The 20713-nt window shown below is 64.9% G+C and carries 18 protein-coding genes and 1 tRNA gene; 14 read left to right on the forward strand and 5 right to left on the reverse strand.

Annotation, left to right across the window (positions count from 1 at the left end; all coding sequences use genetic code 11):
* Positions 1-1218, forward strand: a 1218-nt coding sequence (locus DAD99_RS15975; RefSeq protein WP_193342318.1) for an HNH endonuclease signature motif containing protein, incomplete at its 5' end; no start/stop codon positions are given.
* Positions 1219-1495: 277 nt separating this feature from the next.
* Here DAD99_RS15975 and DAD99_RS15980 read toward each other — a convergent pair.
* From DAD99_RS15980 to DAD99_RS15995, 4 genes are all read right to left on the reverse strand, one after another.
* A tRNA-Arg gene (locus tag DAD99_RS15980) sits at positions 1496-1568 on the reverse strand.
* A gap of 78 nt (positions 1569-1646) precedes the next feature.
* Positions 1647-3206: a ferredoxin--NADP reductase gene (locus DAD99_RS15985; RefSeq protein WP_193342319.1), complete on the reverse strand. Its 1560-nt coding sequence runs from the start codon at positions 3204-3206 to the stop codon at positions 1647-1649.
* Positions 3203-4069 carry an FAD:protein FMN transferase gene (locus DAD99_RS15990; RefSeq protein ID WP_185260938.1) on the reverse strand — a complete coding sequence of 289 codons (867 nt, stop codon included), beginning with the start codon at positions 4067-4069 and terminating at the stop codon, positions 3203-3205. The genes DAD99_RS15985 and DAD99_RS15990 overlap by 4 nt, the downstream gene beginning before the upstream one ends.
* 3 nt (positions 4070-4072) lie before the next feature.
* Entirely contained in the window at positions 4073-4537 is a 465-nt protein-coding gene (locus DAD99_RS15995) for a hypothetical protein (RefSeq protein WP_193342320.1), read from the reverse strand.
* Positions 4538-4697: 160 nt separating this feature from the next.
* On the opposite strand from DAD99_RS15995, the gene argS reads away from it, so the two are divergent.
* From argS to DAD99_RS16045, 10 genes are all read left to right on the forward strand, one after another.
* Positions 4698-6347, forward strand: coding sequence for an arginine--tRNA ligase (gene argS, locus DAD99_RS16000; RefSeq protein ID WP_193342321.1), 1650 nt, complete (start codon positions 4698-4700; stop codon positions 6345-6347).
* Positions 6348-6352: 5 nt separating this feature from the next.
* Positions 6353-7858 carry a diaminopimelate decarboxylase gene (lysA, locus tag DAD99_RS16005; RefSeq protein ID WP_185260935.1) on the forward strand — a complete coding sequence of 502 codons (1506 nt, stop codon included), beginning with the start codon at positions 6353-6355 and terminating at the stop codon, positions 7856-7858.
* Positions 7851-9167 carry a homoserine dehydrogenase gene (locus DAD99_RS16010; protein WP_193342322.1) on the forward strand — a complete coding sequence of 439 codons (1317 nt, stop codon included), beginning with the start codon at positions 7851-7853 and terminating at the stop codon, positions 9165-9167. The genes lysA and DAD99_RS16010 overlap by 8 nt, the downstream gene beginning before the upstream one ends.
* Positions 9168-10274 (forward strand): threonine synthase, encoded by a 1107-nt coding sequence (thrC, locus tag DAD99_RS16015; RefSeq protein ID WP_185260933.1) that lies wholly within the window; start codon positions 9168-9170, stop codon positions 10272-10274.
* A 2-nt stretch (positions 10275-10276) separates the two neighbouring features.
* Positions 10277-11251, forward strand: a complete 975-nt coding sequence (gene thrB / locus DAD99_RS16020) for a homoserine kinase (RefSeq protein WP_193342323.1) — start codon at positions 10277-10279, stop codon at positions 11249-11251.
* Positions 11252-11549: 298 nt separating this feature from the next.
* Entirely contained in the window at positions 11550-13793 is a 2244-nt protein-coding gene (rho, locus tag DAD99_RS16025; protein WP_193342324.1) for a transcription termination factor Rho, read from the forward strand.
* Between the two features lie 107 nt (positions 13794-13900).
* Positions 13901-14974 (forward strand): peptide chain release factor 1, encoded by a 1074-nt coding sequence (gene prfA / locus DAD99_RS16030; protein ID WP_193342325.1) that lies wholly within the window; start codon positions 13901-13903, stop codon positions 14972-14974.
* 10 nt (positions 14975-14984) lie between these two features.
* Positions 14985-15854 carry a peptide chain release factor N(5)-glutamine methyltransferase gene (gene prmC, locus DAD99_RS16035; RefSeq protein ID WP_193342326.1) on the forward strand — a complete coding sequence of 290 codons (870 nt, stop codon included), beginning with the start codon at positions 14985-14987 and terminating at the stop codon, positions 15852-15854.
* Positions 15855-15869: 15 nt separating this feature from the next.
* On the forward strand, positions 15870-16673 hold the full coding sequence (locus tag DAD99_RS16040; RefSeq protein ID WP_193342327.1) for an L-threonylcarbamoyladenylate synthase: 804 nt from the start codon (positions 15870-15872) through the stop codon (positions 16671-16673).
* A complete protein-coding gene (locus DAD99_RS16045) occupies positions 16670-17428 on the forward strand; it encodes a WecB/TagA/CpsF family glycosyltransferase (RefSeq protein ID WP_193342328.1) in 759 nt (252 codons plus the stop codon). The genes DAD99_RS16040 and DAD99_RS16045 overlap by 4 nt, the downstream gene beginning before the upstream one ends.
* Here DAD99_RS16045 and DAD99_RS16050 read toward each other — a convergent pair.
* Positions 17425-18321 carry a glycosyltransferase gene (locus tag DAD99_RS16050; RefSeq protein ID WP_193342329.1) on the reverse strand — a complete coding sequence of 299 codons (897 nt, stop codon included), beginning with the start codon at positions 18319-18321 and terminating at the stop codon, positions 17425-17427. The two genes, DAD99_RS16045 and DAD99_RS16050, sit on opposite strands and share 4 nt — an antisense overlap.
* A gap of 294 nt (positions 18322-18615) precedes the next feature.
* Between DAD99_RS16050 and DAD99_RS16055 the strand changes: the two genes are divergently transcribed.
* The 3 genes from DAD99_RS16055 to DAD99_RS16065 all read left to right on the forward strand — a co-directional run bounded on the left by DAD99_RS16055 (position 18616) and on the right by DAD99_RS16065 (position 20636).
* Positions 18616-19728: an MraY family glycosyltransferase gene (locus DAD99_RS16055; RefSeq protein ID WP_185260925.1), complete on the forward strand. Its 1113-nt coding sequence runs from the start codon at positions 18616-18618 to the stop codon at positions 19726-19728.
* 94 nt (positions 19729-19822) lie between these two features.
* A complete protein-coding gene (locus tag DAD99_RS16060) occupies positions 19823-20305 on the forward strand; it encodes a hypothetical protein (protein WP_193342330.1) in 483 nt (160 codons plus the stop codon).
* Positions 20298-20636 carry a hypothetical protein gene (locus tag DAD99_RS16065; protein ID WP_227008120.1) on the forward strand — a complete coding sequence of 113 codons (339 nt, stop codon included), beginning with the start codon at positions 20298-20300 and terminating at the stop codon, positions 20634-20636. Before DAD99_RS16060 ends, DAD99_RS16065 begins: the two co-directional genes overlap by 8 nt.
* Positions 20637-20713 lie beyond the last annotated feature (77 nt).

Below are 20713 nucleotides of genomic sequence, written 5' to 3' on the forward strand. Positions count from 1 at the left end.
GCCCTTGCGGGCCCTTCCGCGTCGCCGCAGGACCATGCCGGTCAGGAGATGGCTGTGATCGCTGAGGTCGCGTGCGTGCTGACGGTCAGCGAACGCTCCGCCGGTGCTCTGCTTTCTGAGGCGCACGCGCTGACCACGGCCCTGCCGTTGACGTTCGCGGCGTTGCAGGCCGGGACGATCTCGTGGCAGCACGCGAGGATCATGGTCGACGAAACCACCAACCTAAACCCCGCGGGAGCGCAGGCGTTGGAGGCACATTTCCTGGACCCCCACGCGATGAATCCGGCACGTGGCCCGGCCGGTGAGCTCATCCCCGGCCGGTTCCGGCACAAGGCCCGCACCTGGCGGGAACGCCATCACCCGGTCAGCATCGAACAACGCCACCTACGTGGTGTCCAGGACCGGCGGGTGGAGTATGCCCCGGACCGCGACGGCATGGCCTGGCTCTCCGCCTACCTCCCCGCCGATCAGGCCGCCGGGATCTGGAACCGGACCACCACCGCAGCCCGAGCGCTGCAGGGACCTCATGAGGACCGGACCCTCAGCCAGCTCCGCGCAGACACCGTCGCGACCTGGCTCCTGACCAACACCATCGCCGCCGCCGGCGCCAGTGGCATGACGGCAATGTCCGGCGGCAAGGGCGAAACAGGCATGGCAGCGGGCGACGGCGTTCCGCCGCCGCGGGCACAGGTCCTCGTCACCGTCCCTGTGTTCTCGCTCCTGGGTGTCACGGATGAACCTGCCATGCTCGACGGATACGGGCCGATCCCGCCGTCCATGGCCCGGCAACTGATAGCCGACGGTGCGGAGTCCTTCCACCGCGTCCTGACCGACCCGCGGGACGGTGCACCCCTGGAGATCGGGCGGACCAGCTACCGGCTCACAAAAGCCCAGCGCCAATGGCTGCGCCTACGCGACGGGAAGTGTCCGTTCCCGGGCTGCAGCAACCACTCCCTGGACAACGAAGCCGACCACATCCTCGCCTGGGCCCACGGCGGCACCACCGGCATCTCAAATCTCGGCCAGCCCTGCCACAAACACCACAGACTCCGCCACACCACAGCCTGGACACCCACTGCGGCTACCAAAAATAACCCACCCGGCTGGACATCACCCACCGGACGCCACTACACCAGCGAACGGCAGGACTGGGAACCACCCCACTGGCCACAACAACAGTCGGGAAAATGGTCAGCGCTGGCGCCCCGTGCAGATTGAGGAGTGCCCGAAGACGAAATTCCGGGCAGTATCGCGGGTCATGAATCCAGGGGCAGGGTCAGGCGAGGAGTCGGACGAGCCGACGTGCGGCTGTACACGTGTGGCCGATATCCGCGCGTGCAACTTCGCGTGGGCGTCAAGAGTCCGTTGGCGCTGGACGGTAGCGCCCCAGGTATCAGCAAGCGCCATGTTGGTAGGGCCTCAAGTGTCTGCTCGCGCCCGGCGGCGGAACGTAGAAAACCCCCGCCGCTTTTGCAAGCGGCGGGGGTTTCATTTGTGCCCTCGATTGGAATCGAACCAACGACCTTCTGCTCCGGAGGCAGACGCTCTATCCCCTGAGCTACGAGGGCAATTCAGGGATCCTGCCGTTGCCAGCGGGACGTCCTAGAGCTTAGCAGGAAGGTGCCTGCAAGGAAAAACGGCCGGCTTCAGTAGCCGGCAAATGAGTCAACATGCACCCGCCGAGCGCCGGCTTTCCGGGCTGCACGGCGCAGCGAAGCGACGCTCGCAGGGGACCCGGAGATGTAGACAGCGCGGTCGGCAATGTCGGGCACCAGGACCTTCAGGGAATCTCCGTCCAGCCGTCCAGCGGCGGCACCCCCGGACGCCAGCGTCCCGGCATCGGTGATGAACGACGGCGGGACGGAACCGTCCGCGAGGCGAGCCAGGATGCGCGCCCCGGACGCCTGCAGCTCGGCCGCATAGGCAATTTCCGCAGGATTGCGCGCCAGCAGAAGCAGCACCACGTCCCGGTCCTGGGCCGCGCCGGAAGACAGATGGGCAAGAAAAGGCGTGATTCCGATGCCCGCCGCGATCAGAAGGACGGGGGACCGAGGATCGCGGGGCAGGACAAAATCTCCGCCCACGGACGTGGCTGCCACCTCATCACCAGGCTTCAGGTCCAGCAGGACTTTCTTCGCCGCGGACAGGGGCTCCGCGGTCCGGACGCCAAACGTCACCGTCTCCGAACTGGGGGTACTGGTCAAACTGAACACCCGGCGTCGGCCTTTACCGTCTGACTTCGCGTGCGGCAGATCCAGTTCCATATACTGTCCCGGCACAAAGCGGACGGGCCGGGACGGTTCGAAGGCAAACTCCGTGGTGCTCGGCGTCAAAGGTCGGGAGCCAGTGAACCGGAGCCTGAGCCCGCCCCGCTGGCCCACGAGAAACGCCAGCAGGTTGCCGGTCAGTAGTGCCAGTTCCGGCGAGTTGGCGATGAAGCCGAAGTTGTAGGGGAGTGCGAAGAGTGCACCAACGACGGCAGCGAGTGCGAGCTGTTGCCAACGGCGTGGCGCGAGGGTGAGAGGCTCTGTCAGCATAAAGCCGACGAAGAACAGCAGCGGCCGTTGGGCGAGTGCCTGCCAGAGTGCGCTGCCCAGGGTGAGCCCTGCCTGCAGCAGCTCAGCGCTCACAATCGCCGTGGCAACCACCAGGAACAAGGCCGCCATAAGCAACTTCCGTGTCCGGTATAGGACCAGGAGGACGCCCGGGACCAGCAGCCAGAGCATGGCGGGGGTCGCCGCCCACCATGTCGCGATGTTCAACCCGGTCAGCCCGGTCACAAACGCTCCGGCAGCGGCGGGGTTGAAAATGTGCCGGCCACGCCAGGCCACCGCGTATTTGGAGGCGGAGGCCAGCACACAAGCCAGGGCCACCCCCGCCATATCCAGGGGCACAAAGGAGGGCCAGAACAGGAAATACAGCAGCAGGCCGGTGATCAGCGACGACTCGGAATGCGGGCGGACGTGGAAAAGGGCGGCCAGCCCGCGGTTGGACACATAGGTTAGGCCAAGGCACAGCGCCAGGTGGGCCAGCATCTGCGGGATGCCGAACGTCAACCAGCCAAGGGCATTCAGCAGAAGGCTGTACGCGGCAAGGGCAGCCAGTACCAGGAGGATCAGCCGGTACATCGTGTACTTGCCCAACAGGGCGTCCAGCCGGCCGGCGGTGAATACGGCGGTTGCCTTAGGGGCGTCAACGGGGCTCATGAGAACAGTGTCCCTTCAAATCCGGCTGAGTAGGCAGCACTGCCATCAGAAAAAACCGTCAGCCAGGAAAAATCGAATGTCTGTTCCAGCTCGCTGCCGGGGACAAAGAACAGGGCTGTGGCCAAAGCATCGGCAACCATGGTGCTTTCCGCCATGGTCCACGTGCCTACCGTGGTGCTGACGGGCAGCCCTGTGGTGCCATCGAGCACATGGTGCAGGCCGTCGCCCCATGCCCGTCGGTTTGAGGCTGAGGCGCACAAGGCGTTGCCAGCCAGCGACACAGTGCCGATGGCCCTCGCCGGATCGTACGGGTGCTCCAATGCCACGGACACCGGATCAGGCCCGCGGTGAAGCAGGTCGCCGCTGGCGTCAATCACGAAGGAATCCACGCCACAGTCGCGCAACTCAACAGCGAGAAGGTCCACCAACTGTCCTTTCCCAGCAGCACCGATATCCAGAACCAGGGGAGCGAAGGTGGTCAGAACCTGGCCGTTCCACGTCAGGACGTCCTCCCAGCAGGGTGCCGGAAGTGCGGACCCTACAGGCCGGAGGGAATATGCGGCGTCGTACCCGAGGCGCTCCAGGCTGCCGCCGATCAGGGGCGTCATCGCTCCGCCGGTGATGTCATACAGCGAGCGGTACAGCCGGCCAAGGTCGGCGGCTTCCGCCGGCAGCTCATACCGCCCCGGCTCGCGGGCCATGGCACTGACTGTCGAATCGGACCTAAACCGGGACCAGTCGCCGTCGTACCGCTCCACCAAGGCGAGCAGTCGGGCCCGGACACTGGCATCGAGCGGACGGGGCGTGGAGATTTCCCACCGGGTACCGATGCCGTCGAAGCGGAAGTCCTCCGGGTCCGGCACGGCCTACTGGGCCTCGGCTTTGATCTTGTCCAGGGCCTGGTTGAAGCCGCCGCTGGTGAGCGAGGACCCGGCCACTTTGGAGACCTTGAGTTCATCGATGCTCTTGCCCACAACCTGCGCCGCGATCCCGCCGGCGAATTCGCCCTGGAATTTCCGCGTATTCGGGTTCGAAGGGTGCTGGGTGATGTTGAGGGCCGTGACCGTGCCGGAGGCGAGCGTCAGCTCCACCCCGACGGTTTCGGTGCCATTGGGGGACACATAGGTGCCGTCGGCACTGTAGGTGCCGTCTACATAGTGCGAGCCGCTGCTGGCTGTCGTTGATGCTGGGCCGGAAGGGGCGGTGGATGCCCCGGAGGTGTTCTCGGATGTTGAGGCGGGTGTGGCCGACGGCGCGCAGCCCGCCACTGTTCCGGCGAGGGACAGGCCGGCGATGCCGACGAAAACACTCTTGCGGACTGACGGTCTCATATTGGGGCTCGTTTCGTGGGCTGGGTGCTTACGGTGTACTCAACGTCGGAACCAGCAAATTGGTTCACCCTCCGCACCAGCCGTGCGTCCGCTGTGAGGAAAAACAGTCACGCACCATGCCGAAATTCGTCCATGTGGCAGCCGCCGGTAGGCTAGAGGGGTGACTCCCGAAGAACTCTCCCTCGCCATATCCGCCTGCCTGAAAGACGCCGTCGCCGCTGGCGAGATCGCGCTTTCTGCATCAGCTGTCCCTGATGAGGTGCGCGTGGAGCGACCGAAGAACCGGGAGCACGGAGACTGGGCCACCAACATAGCCCTCCAGCTTTCCAAGCAGGCCGGCACCAACCCGCGTGAATTCGCAACCATCCTCAGCGCCCGGTTGAAGTCCATTGACGGCGTCTCTGCCGTCGATATCGCCGGCCCCGGTTTCCTGAACATCACGGTGGACGCGGCCGCAGCGGGTACCCTGGCGAAAGCAATTGTGGAAGCTGGCCGGGAATACGGCACCACCACCACGCTCGCCGGCCACGTGGTGAATATGGAGTTTGTATCGGCGAACCCCACCGGTCCGCTGCACATCGGCCACACCCGGTGGGCCGCCTTGGGCGACGCCATCGCCCGCGTTCTGCGTGCTTCAGGCGCGGAGGTCACCGCCGAGTACTACATCAATGACGCCGGTTCGCAGATGAATGTGTTTGCGAACTCTGTTTATTCCAGGCTGCACGGACTTCCGGTGCCGGAGGGCGGCTACCCGGGCCAGTACATTGCAGACCTCGGCCACGACGTCCTGAGCGCGCACCCCGATATCCGCGAGCTCACCGAGGTCGCCGCCCTCCCCGTCATCCGCGCTGCCGCCTACAAGGCCCAGCTGAAGGACATCAAGGACACGCTCGCCGATTTTGGTGTGGCCTTCGACGTCTACTTCTCGGAGCAGGAACTGCACGACGCCGGCGCGATCGAAAGTGCCGTGGCCCGCCTTCGCGAGCAGGGCCACGTGTTCGACGACGGCGGTGCGGTCTGGTTGCGCACCACCGACTTCGGCGACGACAAGGACCGCGTGATGATCCGCGCGAACGGCGAACCCACCTACTTCGCCGCTGACGCCGCGTACTACTTGTCCAAAAAGGACCGTGGCTTCACCGAGAAGATCTACCTCCTCGGCGCCGATCACCACGGCTACATCAACCGGCTTAAGGCCATCGCTGCCTGTGCCGGCGATGACCCCGACGTAAACATCGAGGTGCTGATCGGCCAGCTGGTGTCCGTCAACGGCGCCAAGCTGTCCAAACGGGCCGGTAACATCATCGAGCTCAAGGATCTCATCGACTGGCTGGGCAAGGACGCCGTGCGGTACTCCCTGGCCCGCTTCCCGGCGGACTCTCCGCTCACCCTGGATCCTGACCTGCTGAAGAAGCACAGCAACGAGAACCCGGTCTTCTACGTCCAGTACGCCCATGCGCGTACCCGCGGCGCGGCCCGCAATGCCGTGGCTGCAGGTGTGGACCGCAGCGCCTTCGAGGCCTCCCTTCTGGACCATGCCACGGAAAACGAACTGCTCTCCTACCTGGGCAGCTACCCGTCCATCGTGGCCAAGGCCGCAGAATTGCGTGAGCCGCACCGCGTGGCCCGCCATCTTGAGGTCATCGCCGGCGCTTACCACCGGTGGTACGACGCCTGCCGCATCGCACCCATGGGTGACGAACCGGTGACCGATGTAAACCGAACGCGCCTGTGGCTGAACGACGCCACCAGTCAGGTGCTGGCCAACGGTTTGGACCTGCTGGGCGTATCCGCGCCGGAACGGATGTAAGACCCATGCCGGCACAGGAAATTTCAGCTCAGGGCAAGCCAGCGCAGGACACCACCACCGCATCCCCGCTGGCACCCGAATGGCTCGCCGTTCCCGCGGACCTGAACGCGCTCCACGAACCAATGTGGGCGCAGGATGTGCAGAAGAACGACGCCGGTGAGCTCGCCATCGATGGCATCGCTGTCAGCGAGCTCAAGGCACAATTTGGCACGCCGCTCTTTGTGATGAGTGAGACCGATTTCCGGGCCCGCGCCCGCTCCTTCAAGGACGCCTTTGACGCCGCGTTTGCTGACATCTGTGGGGGAGTGGACGTCTACTACGCGGGCAAGTCCTTCCTGTGCACCGCAGTAGCTGCCTGGGTGGCGGACGAAGGGCTCCGGCTGGACACCTGTTCCGGCGGCGAGCTCGCTGTAGCCGCCCGGGCCGGTATCAAGGGCGAAAACCTGGGCCTGCACGGCAACAACAAATCCGACGCCGAGATCAACCGTGCGCTGGATATGAAGCTGGGCCGCATCGTGGTGGACAGCCTCGACGAACTGGACCGTGTGGCCAAGATCGCCTCGGGTCGCGGCGACATCGCCAAGGTCATGCTGCGCCTGACGCCGGGCGTGCACGCGCACACCCATGAGTTCATCGCCACCGCCCACGAGGACCAGAAGTTCGGCCTCTCCATGGCCGGGGATTCCACCGAGCAGGCCGGGCTGTCAGCCGCGGAGGAAGCCGTGGCGGCGGCCACAGGCTACGCCAGCATCGAACTGCTGGGCCTGCACTGCCACATCGGCTCGCAGATATTCGAGCCGGACGGCTTCGAGCTCGCGGCGCAGAAGCTGCTGCGTTTCCACGCGGCCATGCAGGAAAAGTACTCCATTGTTATGCCGGAGCTGGATCTTGGCGGCGGTTATGGCATTGCCTACACTCCGGTGGATACGCCCCGTCCCGCAGCTGAGATCGCGAAGGCGATGGCCGCCGTCGTGCGTTCCACGTGTGCCGAGCTGGGGATCACGTCACCCCGGATTTCCATCGAACCCGGACGTGCGATTGTTGGCAGCACTACCTTCACGTTGTACGAGGTGGGCACCCTGAAAACCGTGCGGGTGGATGCCCCGGCCGGCGACGCAGGGCAGGAGAACGTTACGCATCCCCGCCGGTATGTGTCAGTGGACGGCGGCATGAGCGATAACGCCCGCCCGGTGCTCTACGACGCGGATTATTCGGCGATTCTGGCCTCGCGCACGTCGGCCGCGGCCCCGCAACTGTCCCGCGTGGTGGGCAAACATTGCGAGAGCGGCGACATAGTTGTTAGAGATGTATATCTGCCCGAGGACGTGGCAGCCGGTGATCTGCTTGCTGTACCGGGGACCGGCGCCTACTGCTGGGCCCTGTCAAGCAACTACAACTATCTGGCCCGGCCGGGCGTTGTCGCGGTGCGCGGCGGATCTGCCCGGCTGATTGTCCGCGGGGAAACCGAAGAAGATCTGCTTAACCGCGACATGGGAGTGCCGAATGACTGAATTGCGAACCCTGAAAGTAGCCCTCCTGGGCTGTGGCAACGTTGGGGCCCAGGTTGCGCGGATTCTCATTGAGGACGCAGACGCCCTTGCCGCCCGTTCCGGGGCGCGCCTGCAGCTCAGCGGCATCGCGGTGCGCAACGTCAATGCCAAGCGGGATGTGGACCTGCCGCAGGACCTCTTCACCACCGACGCCGATACCCTGGTCAAGGACGCCGACCTGGTGATCGAGCTGATGGGCGGGATCGAGCCTGCCCGCACGCTGATTCTCTCCGCGTTGCGCAACGGAGCCTGCGTTGTCACCGGCAACAAAGCCCTGCTCGCCCAGGACGGCCCCACCCTCTACGAAGAGGCCGACAAGGCCGGCGTGCAGCTGTCCTATGAAGCCGCCGTGGCCGGTGCCATCCCCATCCTGCGCCCCATCCGGGACAGCCTGGCCGGTGACCGCATCACCCGGGTGCTGGGCATTGTCAATGGCACCACTAACTTCATCCTGGACCAGATGGACTCCACCGGCGCCCAGTTCGCGGACGCCCTCGCCGAAGCCCAGCGCCTCGGTTACGCGGAAGCTGACCCCACCGCCGACGTCGAAGGCCAGGACGCCGCAGCCAAGGCCGCCATCCTGGCCTCGCTGTCTTTCCACACACGCTTCGCCCTGGAGAACGTCCACTGCGAGGGCATCACCTCCGTCAGCGCCGCCGACATCGCCGCGGCCAAGGACGCCGGTTTTGTCATCAAACTGCTGGCCATCGCCGAAAAGCTCACCGATGCCGACGGCGGAGAAGGCGTCTCCGTGCGCGTTCACCCCACGCTGCTGCCGCGCGAGCACCCGCTGGCCGCCGTCCGTGGCGCGTTCAACGCGGTCTTTATTGAGGCGGAAAACGCCGGCGAGCTGATGTTCTACGGCCAGGGTGCCGGCGGAACTCCGACGGCATCTGCCGTGCTGGGTGACCTCGTTTCGGCCGCCCGCCGCATTGTGCTGGGTGGTCCCGGCCGCACGGAGACCACCACGGGCCACGTCCCCGCGCTGCCCATCGACGCGGTCATGACCAGCTACTACATCGGCCTGGATGTGGCTGACCAGCCCGGCGTGCTGGCCCGGATCGCTCAGCTCTTTGCGGAGCATGGCGTGTCCATCGAAATCATGCGGCAGACCATCCACCGGGACGCAGAGTCCAAGGTGGAGTCGGCCGAATTGCGGATCGTTACGCACCGCGCATCAGAGGCTGCGCTCGCAGCCACCGTCGAGGCCGTCAAAGGCCTGGACGTCATCAATTCAGTAACATCCGTTCTGCGGGTAGAAGGAGTCTAAGTGGCTCACCAATGGCGCGGCGTTATCCGCGAATACGCTGACCGGCTGCCTGTCACGGAGTCCACCCGGGTCATCACGCTGGGCGAGGGCGGCACTCCGCTGGTCCACGCGCAGAAGCTTTCCGAGCTCACGGGTTCCACCGTGTACCTGAAGGTCGAGGGGATGAACCCCACCGGTTCCTTCAAGGACCGCGGCATGACCATGGCCATGACGGCCGCTGTTGCGTCCGGTGCAAAGGCAGTCGTGTGCGCGTCCACCGGCAACACCTCAGCTTCCGCAGCGGCGTACGCCACGGCAGCGGGACTGAAATGCGCGGTGCTGGTCCCTGAAGGCAAGATCTCCATGGGCAAGCTGAGCCAGGCCATCGCGCACGGCGCCACGCTGCTCCAGGTGGACGGCAACTTCGATAACTGCCTGGACATTGCACGGAAGCTGGGGGAGTCCTACCCGGTGTTCCTGGTCAACTCCGTCAACCCGGCCCGCATCCAGGGCCAGAAGACGGGCGCGTTTGAGATTGTCGATTCGCTCGGCGATGCTCCGGACATCCACGTCCTGCCCGTCGGCAACGCCGGCAACATCACCGCGTACTGGAAGGGCTACAAGGAATACTCGGCGCCGTTCGAATCCGAAACAGCCGGTACCCTGCCCGCCGTGTCCACTAAAACCCCCCAGATGTGGGGCTTCCAGGCAGCCGGCGCGGCACCGTTCGTCGCGGGGCACCCCATCACGGAGCCGGACACCATTGCCACGGCCATCCGGATCGGCAACCCGGCATCCTGGGACGGTGCCATCGCGGCCCGCGACGAGTCCGGCGGATTTATCGATGCCGTGACTGATGAGCAGATCCTGGATGCCCACCGCTGGCTGTCCGCCCGCGAAGGCGTTTTTGTGGAGCCCGGCTCTGCCGCCGGGGTGGCCGGCCTGCTCAAGAAGCACGCCGCCGGTGAAGTTCCTGCCGGCAAGACGATCGTCATCACCGTTACCGGCCACGGCCTCAAGGACCCCCAGTGGGCCCTCCGGACCGAGGACGGCAGCGAAGTGCAGCCCGTCAAGGTCTCCAACGACGTCGTGACCGTCGCAGCTGAACTGGGACTGGAAGAAAAGTAGCCTTGGAAACCACCTCGACCACCGCCGTTGACCTGCCCGTCATCGAGGCAGGACAGCGTGTCACCGTCAGGGTCCCGGCCACCAGTGCCAATCTTGGACCGGGTTACGACAGCCTGGGCCTCGCCCTGGCGCTGCACGACACCCTGACGGTGGAAAGCCTCGAAACCGCTGAGCTCCTGTTCGAGCTCAGCGGCGAGGGGGCGGACAGCCTGCCGCGCGACGCCAGCCACCTCGTGGTCCGGGCCATGGAGGCCGCCTTTTTCCGGCTTGGTTACCGCCACGGCGGACTCAGGATCACGGCGACGAACGTCAACCCCCACGGCCGCGGTCTGGGATCATCGGCATCGGCCGTGGTGGCGGCCGTCTCGGCTGCCAACGCCATGGTGCCAGAAGCGGCGCGTCGCGGGCGGGACTGGATCTTGCAGCTGACCAGCGAGATGGAAGGCCATCCGGACAACGTCGCGCCCGCGATTTTCGGCGGACTGGCGCTGTCATGGCAGGACAGTGAGCAGTACAGGAGCACATGCGCCACAGTTGTTGGTTCGGTCGTCCCCATCGTGGCTGTCCCGGATTTTGAACTGTCCACCGAGGCCGCGCGCGCCCTGCTGCCGGCGTCTGTGGGACATCATGCCGCGGCCATGAACTCCGGCCGGGCTGCGCTGCTGATCCATGCACTGACCCAGAAGCCCGAGTTTCTGCACGCCGGCACCGAGGATTACCTTCACCAGAGCTACCGCGCCGAGGCAATGCGCCCCAGTGCGGCCCTGATCAGGGCGCTGCGCAACGCCGGCCACGCGGCAGTGGTGTCGGGTGCCGGGCCTACAGTCCTGGTTCTCGCGGACGGCGACGCCGAAGCCGCCGAGGTGCTTGGGTTTATTGAGTCCTTTACTGAGGCGAACACGCCGGGCATCGGCTGGCGCGTCCTGAAGCTGGCAGTGGACGTCGAAGGTGCTAAGGTGGACTTGCACCGGCGGTAATCCCGCCTATCTGATCGGCAGCTGCATTCAGTTGTTAGTGATCTCCTACTGCGAAATATTTTCCGGTGCCGCCTGCTTGGTCTGTCGCAGGAATCTGCAGCTGAATTGTCTGCCCCTGAACCGTCAGTCCGGCGCCCCGCCATTAATCGGTGCGTGAGGTGAATCAGTATCCGGCCCTGCTGGCCGAAATCCAACCGGCAAGACCGAAAATGTCGGCTGCAGATCTGAACTGCAGCCCAGATCAAAATCATCGCGTCCAGCTCCCAGTCTGGACGCCGTCGAGGGGGAAGGATCCTTCGTGACCGAAACCACTGAGCTGTCTTCAGCTGTGGAACCATCAACTTCTGCTGCCGGATCGTCAACGGCCGCACCCGCCAAGAGCAGTGGCCTCGCCGGCCTTAAGCTCGCCCAGCTGCAGGCACTTGCCAGCCAGCTGGGGATTTCCGGTGGATCCCGCATGCGTAAGGGGGATCTGGTGACCGCCATTTCCGCCCATCGTGCAGGCACGTCAGCCAGCAAGGCTCCGGCCAAGGCTGCCGAAAAGGCGACCGAAAACCACGTGGCGCCGGCCGCCGCCGGACCGGTGGCTGCCGCAAGCGAAACCTCGGAGGCTCCGGCCGCTGAGGGGACCCGTGCACGTGGCCGTGGACGCAGCCGCCGCGCTGTCAGCGACGGAGTAGTTACGGCAGCTGCCGTCGAAGCTCCGGCCGCTGCACCCGCTGAGGCTCCGGCGTCGGCGCCCGTCGAGGCCGCCGCTGAAGGGGAACGCCGCCAGCCGCGTACCCGCAACCGCCGCCGCGGCGATGCGGCAGGCACGTCAACGCAGGCAGAAGAAACTGAGGCTCCGGCCGAGCAGCCCGCCGCTGAACAGCGCCAGGCTGATCGCACCGAAACGCAGCGTGCCGATTCCCAGGCTACCGAAGCAGGCGACGTCCAGCGTGCTGAACGCCGTGAGAGCGGCCGCACCCGTGGCGCCCGTGACACCGCAGCCCGTGACACCGCAGCCCGGGACACCACCGCCCGTGAAACCTCTGCCCGCGAGAGCACGTCTCGTGACACCAGCGCCCGCGAGACCACCGATGGTGGCCGCGACAACGCAGGCAGCCGCGACGCCGGCCAGCGTGATGGTGCCCGCCGCGATGACAACCGCGATAACACCCGCGACAACGCTCGCGATGGCGACGACACTGACGGCGGAAGCCGCCGGAACCGCCGCAACCGCAGGGACCGGAACGATCGCAATGACCGCTCCGGTGGCGGCCAGGACAGCCGGGACAACTCCCGCAACGACCGTAACGACCGTTTCCGCGACCGGAACGACCGCCGTCGGGGACGCACCCAGGGACCGGACGTCGACGACGTCGAGGTCACTGAGGACGACGTCTTGCTGCCCGTCGCCGGCATCCTGGACGTGCTGGAGAACTACGCGTTCATCCGCACATCCGGCTACCTGCCGGGCCCGAACGACGTCTACGTCTCGCTGGCGCAGGTCAAGAAATACAACTTGCGCAAGGGCGACGCCTGCGTCGGTGCCATTCGTGCTCCGCGCGAAGGCGAAGACCGGAGCCAGCAGACCGCACGCCAGAAGTTCAACGCCCTGGTCCGTGTCACGTCCGTCAACGGAAAGACGCCGGAAGAGCTCAAGGACCGCGTCGAATTCGCCAAGCTGGTTCCGCTGTACCCGTCCGAGCGCCTGCGCCTCGAGACGGATCCCAAGAAGATCGGCCCCCGCGTCATCGACCTGGTTGCCCCGATCGGCAAGGGCCAGCGCGGTCTGATCGTCTCCCCGCCGAAGGCCGGCAAGACGCTCATCCTGCAGTCCATCGCCAACGCCATCACCATCAATAATCCTGAAGTCCACCTCATGATGGTGCTCGTTGACGAGCGTCCCGAAGAAGTCACGGACATGCAGCGCACGGTCAAGGGTGAGGTCATTGCTTCTACCTTCGACCGTCCCGCCGATGACCACACCACCGTTGCCGAGCTCTCCATCGAACGCGCCAAGCGCCTCGTGGAAATGGGCATGGACGTGGTGGTCCTCCTGGACTCCATGACCCGCCTGGGCCGCGCCTACAACCTGGCAGCACCGGCCTCCGGCCGAATCCTGTCCGGTGGTGTCGACTCCGCCGCGCTGTACCCGCCGAAGCGTTTCTTCGGTGCAGCCCGCAACATCGAAAACGGCGGCTCGCTGACTATCCTGGCAACCGCTCTCGTGGAGACCGGTTCCAAGATGGACGAGGTCATCTTCGAAGAGTTCAAGGGCACCGGCAACATGGAGCTCCGCCTTTCCCGCCAGCTGGCGGACAAGCGCATCTTCCCGGCTGTGGATGTCAACGCGTCCGGCACACGCCGCGAAGAGAACCTGCTTTCCCCCGAGGAAGTCAAGATCATGTGGAAGCTGCGCCGCGTCCTTTCCGGACTCGAAACGCAGCAGAGCCTTGAACTGCTGACCAACAAGATCCGGGAGACCGGGAGCAACGTCGAGTTCCTCATGCAGGTCCAGAAGACAACGCTTGGTGCGAAGTCGGATAACGACAAGTAGCTGCGCTCACCGCTCAAAATATGCCGGCCTGATGGCCGGCATATTTTGGGCGGTTCGTCGTTAAGTCCCATGAAACTAGACTTGTAAAAGTCGAAAGAGGTTTTGAAATGTTTGAGTCCGTACAGGGCCTGCTTGATGAGCATGATGCTATCCAGGCGCAGCTTGGTGACCCTGCTGTTTATGCTGACCAGCGGCTGGCCCGGAAGCTGGGGCGGCGGTCCGCGCAGCTCAATGGCATCGTGGAGGCATACAACAAGTGGCATGCCCTGGAGGACGACCTCGCCGCGGCCAAGGAAATGGCCTCGGAGGACCCTGAATTTGCTGCCGAAGTTCCCGTGCTGGAGGCAGCGCTGGAGCAGGCTTCCGCGAAGCTGCGCAGGCTCCTCATCCCGCGGGACCCTGACGACGCCCGCAACGTGATCCTCGAGGTCAAGGGCGGTGAAGGTGGCGACGAAGCCGCACTGTTCGCCGGCGACCTCCTGCGGATGTACACACGGTACGCGGAATCCCGCGGCTGGAAGACTGAACTCATCTCAGCCAACGAATCCGATCTCGGTGGCTACAAGGACGTCCAGATGGCCGTCAAGGGCAGCTCGAACGATCCCGCCGAAGGTGTCTACGCACGGCTCAAGTTCGAAGGCGGCGTCCACCGTGTTCAGCGTGTGCCCGTCACGGAATCCCAAGGCCGCATCCACACCTCTGCCGCCGGTGTCCTGGTCCTCCCCGAGGTCGATGAGCCCGAAGAGCTGGACATCAACCAGAACGATCTCAAGATCGACGTCTACCGCTCTTCGGGTCCCGGTGGCCAGTCCGTGAACACCACGGACTCCGCTGTCCGTATCACCCACCTCCCCACCGGCATCGTGGTGGCCATGCAGAACGAGAAATCCCAGCTGCAGAACCGCGAAGCAGGCATGCGCGTGCTCCGTGCCCGAATCCTTGCGCACCAGCAGGAAATCATCGACGCCGAGAACTCGGCCCAGCGTAAGTCCCAGATCCGCACCATGGACCGTTCCGAGCGCATCCGCACGTACAACTACCCGGAAAACCGGATAGCGGACCACCGCACCGGCTATAAGGCATACAACCTGGACCAGGTCATGAACGGTGACCTGGAACCGGTCATCCAGTCCGCCATCGAGATGGACGAACAGGCACGCCTGGACGCCATCGGCGACTAGCCCGGGCGCCATGACACTCGGGTCGGAGCAGTCCCTCGCGGCTGCCGTTAGCGAGGCCACGGCGATCCTCCTGGACGCAGGGGTCCCCAGCCCCCGCATCGACGCGGAACTTCTGGCGGACCACCTGCTCGGCGTGGGACTCGGCAGGCTCCGGGCGATGATGCTGGGGGACACTCCAGCGCCCGATGGCTATGCTGAACTTGTTGCTGAACGCGCCCAGCGGATCCCGCTGCAGCACATCACCGGCGTGGCTCACTTCCGGTATCTGGAGCTTGCGGTCGGGCCCGGCGTTTTTATCCCCCGGCCGGAAACAGAGTCCGTGGTGCAACTGGTCATCGACCACGTCCAGGGCATGGTGCACCCGCGGATTGTCGACCTGGGCACGGGCTCGGGCGCGATTGCCGGCTCCATCGCCCACGAAGTGCCCGGCGCCGAAGTCCACGCCGTGGAGTACAGCCCGTTCGCGCACGCGTGGGCAGCCACGAACCTGGCGCCGCTGGGCGTCAAGCTGATCCTGGGGGACCTCCGCGACGCGCTGCCGGAACTTAACGGAACCTTCGACGTCGTAATCTCCAACCCGCCCTATATTCCCGCCGAAGCCATCCCGAATGAACCCGAAGTTGCCCTGCACGATCCTCCCGAAGCCCTGTACGGCGGGGGAGCGGACGGCATGGAGCTTCCGACGGCGGCGGCCGCCTCGGCTGCCCGGCTGCTGGTTCCCGGCGGCTACTTCGTAATGGAACACGCGGAAGTCCAGGCCGGCTGGATCGCCGGCATGATGCAGCGGACGGGTGTCTGGTCGGAGATCACCACGCACTTGGACCTCAACGGCAAAGAACGCGCCACCAGCGCTGTCCTTGCCGGTCCGCACCACGAGTGATGAAAGAATAGGCCAGTGACCACAACCTACAACTGCACGTCAGAGGATCAGCGCGCCCTTGGCCTGGAGCATGCCCAGCGTGCCATCAGCGAGAAGAAGTGCGTGGTGTTCCCCACAGACACGGTCTACGGGATTGCCGCCGATGCCTTTTCGCCGCAGGCCGTCACCATGCTGTTGGCCTCCAAAGGACGCAGCCGCACCATGCCGCCGCCGGTTCTGATTCCCCGAATCAATGCCCTGGACGGGCTGGCCACGGATATTTCCGCTGATGCCCGCAAACTCGCCGAGGCGTTTTGGCCGGGGGGCCTGACCCTGATCCTGCACGCCCAGCCGTCACTGGACTGGGACCTGGGCGAGACCCAGGGAACAGTGGCCCTGCGCATGCCCGCCGACGAAGTTGCCCAGGAACTACTGACACTGACGGGTCCGCTGGCTGTGTCCTCCGCGAACCGGACCGGCCAGCCGCCGGCGCAGACCGCCGCTGAGGCACGAGCCCAGCTCGCGGAGTCCGTGGAGGTCTACCTCGAAGGCGGTTTCCGGCCGGTGGAAGGAACTGACGCCGTGCCCTCTACGATTGTGGACGCCACCGGTCCGCTCCTGCGAGTGGTGCGCAACGGCGCCGTGTCCCTGGAACAGCTGAGGGAGCAGGTTCCGGGCGTATTGGGCCTGGGCGAAATTCCGATGGCTGAGCCCGAGGAAGCAGCTGAAGAAGTCGAATCAAACGTCGAATCTGACGCCGAACGTGCCGCATCTGATGCGCCTGCCCCTGAAACATCTGTCGACGGGCCGGCCGCACCGGTCCGGGAGACTGACGGGTGAGCCTGGCACGCCAGAACATCCCTGTCCTCGGCGTCGATGCCACTCCGCTGACGGTGGACGGACTGGTTGAGGTGCTCTCCGGGTTTGTCGACGACGGGACCCGGCGCACCGTCGTCGGACATAACCTGCACAGCGTGACGCTGACCAATTCCGACGCAGGATTCCGCGCTCTGTACGAGAACAGCGACGTCGTGCTCCTGGACGGTGCACCGGTGCTGTGGTTGTGGGGCAGGACTGGAAACGCTGTCAGCCCGCTGATGGAGTACCGGCTGGGGTCCACCGACTGGCTGCCGTCCCTGGGTCGGGTGGACGGCCTTGAACGGATCGCCGTGGTCGGCGCCGGCACGGAGGCCAACGCCAAAGCGGTCAAACAGATCCAGGGCATTGCCCCGGCCGCCACCGTGACAGGGTTCCCTGGCGAAGGCTGGAACGACGACGTCGAAACCGCCGCGGTGGGCTGGCTCGCGGAGCATCAACCCCAGCTCGTCCTGCTCGGGCTGGGCATGCCCCTCCAGGAATCAGTGCTGCAGCGCCGCCTGGATATGCTCCCGCCGGCCATCTACTGCACGGTGGGCGGCGCCATCGAGCAGCTGGCGGGCGTGCAAAAACTGGCACCGCGCTGGCTGGGAAGGCTCGGGCTGGAGTGGGCGTGGCGCCTACTGCTGCATCCGCGCCGGGTTGCGTACCGCGTTTTCGGCGAGCCGTGGGTACTCCTGTGGCTCCTGGCCCGCCGACGCCTCCGGGGCCACGCCTAGAACTTCTGGTCCTCCAGCGGCGCGAACCCCTTGGCCCGGAGTCCCGTTGTGAAGGACCTTGCCCAGGACAGGAAACCGGGAAGGTCACGGCGTTGCGCAAAGTAGCCTACGTAACCACCCACGTCCGCCACGAACGACTTGACCCGGAAGTAGCGGCGGATCAGGTAGCCGCGGTTCCGGTAGTAGTAGTAGCGCTTGAAGGCAGAGTCCGGGACGATCACATGCCAGCGGGCACCAAAGACGTGCTGCGTCTCGTCGAACGCATGGGGGTGGGTAATGGCGGTGGTGGTCACCGTGCCGAACCGGATGCGCGCCTTGCGCAGGCGGATGGTGAAGTCCACCTCGTCGCCGCGGATAAAGAGGCGCATGTCCGGCAGGCCCACTTTGAAAAACACGTCGGACCGGATCAAGGCACCGTTGAAGAAGTGCCCGTCGTTCGGAAGGAAGCCCACTTTTTCCAGTTCGGCCCGGTCATGGGTGACCCTTCCGTCCAGCCGGAAAAAGAAGGAAAGCCGGTCGGGATCGCCCGGCGCCACCACCAGCGGGACGACGGCTTCAAGGTCACGCGCTTCAGCCTCACGGAGCAGCGTGGCGAGGCATTCAGGATCTGCCGGCTCGGCGTCGTCGTCCATCATCCAGATCCATTTGGCACCGGTGGCCACTGCCTTCAACGCGGCGAGGGCAAAGCCGCCTGCCCCTCCGAGGTTCGCCTCGGAGCGGACGTAATCGACGTTCGCGTGCCGCGCGGCGACATCACGGGCAGGATCCGAACCGCCGTCGACGAGGCAGATGGTGTCTACCGCCGCGGACTGCGCATTCACGGCGTCCAGCAGGACGGACAGCTCTTTATGACGGTTAAATGTCACGGCGGCAACTGCAACCCGGACGGTCATTGGGGATTCCTTTCAGCATGGCCTTCAGGGGATTCCCCGCTCGCAATGCGCCACTGTGGCGCGAAGCCATGGAGCTATTGACGCTAGTATCTTGACTAGAGTCCACTGTAATACAGCCCTGTCAGGCACCAAGCACTGCCTGCTGTCCGCCCGGCGACGGAGTAGTTTCATTTATCGAAAGTCAGATCCCCGGCCAGTGAGCCCATCGATCGAGGACCACCTGTTCGGGCTGCTGTCCATGCCTGTGCGCACCCGCTGGGTTGCGCCGCACACCGACGAAATGGCCGCTCTCGCATGATCATGTACCTCCTGATGGGGCTGACTGCTGCCATGGTTTCCTACGGGGCCACATGGGTTGCCAGGGTCATCGGCAACCGGCTCGAACTCCATGCCCCCATCCGCAGCCGAGACATGCATTCGACGCCGGTATCCCGGCTGGGCGGGGTGGCCATTTTTCTTGGCGTGCTGGTGGCCCTCGTCGTGGCCAGCCAGTCCTTCTTCGTCAAGGACATATACCGGAACAACTTCTCGCCATGGGGCGTCTTGGCGGGCGCGGCGCTGATCGTGCTCGTGGGGATCGCGGACGACCTCCTGGACATCCGGTGGTGGGTCAAACTCATCGGCCAGAGCGCCGCCGCCATGGTGGTGGCCATCTGGGGAGTCCGGATGACCATTGTCCCGTGGATTCCGGAGCCGATCTACCTGGAGAACGAAGCGCTCCGGGTGGTGCTGACGGCCGGTCTCATAGTCACCACCATGAACGCCTTCAACTTCATTGACGGCCTCGACGGGCTGGCCGCCGGCGTGGCCATCATCGGTGGAACTGCCTTCTTCTTCACGGCATACTGGGTGCACCGAAACGCCACTCTGTTGGACTACTCCGACCTGGCCACGCTCCTCACCGCCGTGGTGGTGGGTAGCTGCATCGGTTTCCTGCCGCACAACTGGTTCCCCTCCAAGATCTTTATGGGCGATTCCGGGGCCATGTTGCTCGGACTGCTGATGGCCTCGGCGGGCATCGTCTCCACCGGTCAGATCACGTCCGGTCTGTACGACCGCGCCAACGGTATCTCCACCGTCATTCCGATCCTCCTGCCGTTCGCCGTGCTGTTCCTGCCACTGCTTGACCTGGGCCTCGCCGTGGTCCGCCGGACGGCGCGGGGACGTTCACCGTGGTCCGCAGACCGCGGGCACCTCCACCACAAGCTGCTGGATATCGGCTACTCGCACCGGACGGCCGTGATCCTGATGTACCTCTGGACCGCCATCCTGTCCTTCGGGGGATTGGCTTTTGCCGTCTTCCCTTGGCAAGTTGTCTTGGCCGCGGACATCTTCGCCACGCTGGTCATGGGCCTGATCACGGCCTGGCCCTACCTGCGCCGCCACAGCGACCAGTCGCCGGCGTAACAGCGTTCGGATATATTTCTATCTCGTGTAGAATTTGAGGGCAGCCCAAGCTGCCCCTCCAAACCAGCCCCAGGGCGCCGACGATTGGGATCTTATGACCTCCAACGCCGAATCCGGACGTGCGTCCGGCAGCGGACCCGTTGGTGTTTCCGGTCCCACGCGGTCTTTGTGGCTTCGCCTCCTCGCGCTCAGTTCAGCTGCCGCTGCAGGGGCGCTGATCCTGGCGGGCATCCCGGCTGTGATCCTGAACGGCCCCAGCGGCGTCCTGTCCAGTACTTTGGGCGGCCTCCTGGTGATGCTCTTCTTCGCCATCAGTCTTCTCGTGGGCCACTTCGTGGGGCGCAACAACCCCTCCGGTGCCATCGGAATGTTCGCGGCCACCTACTTTGTCAAGGTCGTGGGTTTCGCGGTTGTCCTGTTTGTGATCGGAGCACCTGCCTGGCTTCACGACCGATGGTTCCTGATTGGTGCCGTTGCCACTGTTGTCTTCTGGCAGGCTGCCGAAATCTATGGCTTCAGCACGGCGCGCCTGCAGATTTACAACGACCCCGAGCCCAAGGAGCAGAACGATGCCTGATCGGAAACGAACAGCGAAAAACGGTTCCTCCGTGCCCAAGAACGCTGCGCCCACGCCGGGGGTGTCAGCCGAAAACAACGACGGCGGATACAACGCCGGAATGGCCGTCTTTAGCTACATTATTGGCGGAATCATCGTCTGGAGTTTGATAGGGTGGGGTCTGGATTATCTGTGGGGAACCCGCTGGATCGTGCTCGCAGGCGCTCTGCTTGGAGCTCTCGGAGGTTTCTATCTTTCCCACATGCATGGCCTTACCAGTTCCAGAACCACGGCAGGTAAGAGCGGCGCAGACAGCGGCCCGTCCGCGGACGGAAACACAAATGCCAAATAATTTCACAGGGGGAGCTGCGGAGCACAATTCCGCGGGTCCTCGACCAACGCCCAATGATGGACACTGCAGAGAGGAAA

The organism is Pseudarthrobacter sp. AB1 (genome assembly GCF_014926485.1).
In the GTDB taxonomy this organism is placed as follows: Bacteria; Actinomycetota; Actinomycetes; order Actinomycetales; family Micrococcaceae; genus Arthrobacter.

Bases quoted from the DNA above. Each gene is read 5' to 3' on its own strand.
- DAD99_RS15985 (WP_193342319.1), bottom strand. From the start codon at position 3,206: ATGAGCCCCGTTGACGCCCCTAAGGCAACCGCCGTATTCACCGCCGGC.
- DAD99_RS15995 (WP_193342320.1), bottom strand. From the start codon at position 4,537: ATGAGACCGTCAGTCCGCAAGAGTGTTTTCGTCGGCATCGCCGGCCTG.
- lysA (WP_185260935.1), top strand. From the start codon at position 6,353: ATGCCGGCACAGGAAATTTCAGCTCAGGGCAAGCCAGCGCAGGACACC.
- DAD99_RS16010 (WP_193342322.1), top strand. From the start codon at position 7,851: ATGACTGAATTGCGAACCCTGAAAGTAGCCCTCCTGGGCTGTGGCAAC.
- prfA (WP_193342325.1), top strand. From the start codon at position 13,901: ATGTTTGAGTCCGTACAGGGCCTGCTTGATGAGCATGATGCTATCCAG.
- prmC (WP_193342326.1), top strand. From the start codon at position 14,985: ATGACACTCGGGTCGGAGCAGTCCCTCGCGGCTGCCGTTAGCGAGGCC.
- DAD99_RS16050 (WP_193342329.1), bottom strand. From the start codon at position 18,321: ATGACCGTCCGGGTTGCAGTTGCCGCCGTGACATTTAACCGTCATAAA.
- DAD99_RS16055 (WP_185260925.1), top strand. From the start codon at position 18,616: ATGATCATGTACCTCCTGATGGGGCTGACTGCTGCCATGGTTTCCTAC.
- DAD99_RS16060 (WP_193342330.1), top strand. From the start codon at position 19,823: ATGACCTCCAACGCCGAATCCGGACGTGCGTCCGGCAGCGGACCCGTT.
- DAD99_RS16065 (WP_227008120.1), top strand. From the start codon at position 20,298: ATGCCTGATCGGAAACGAACAGCGAAAAACGGTTCCTCCGTGCCCAAG.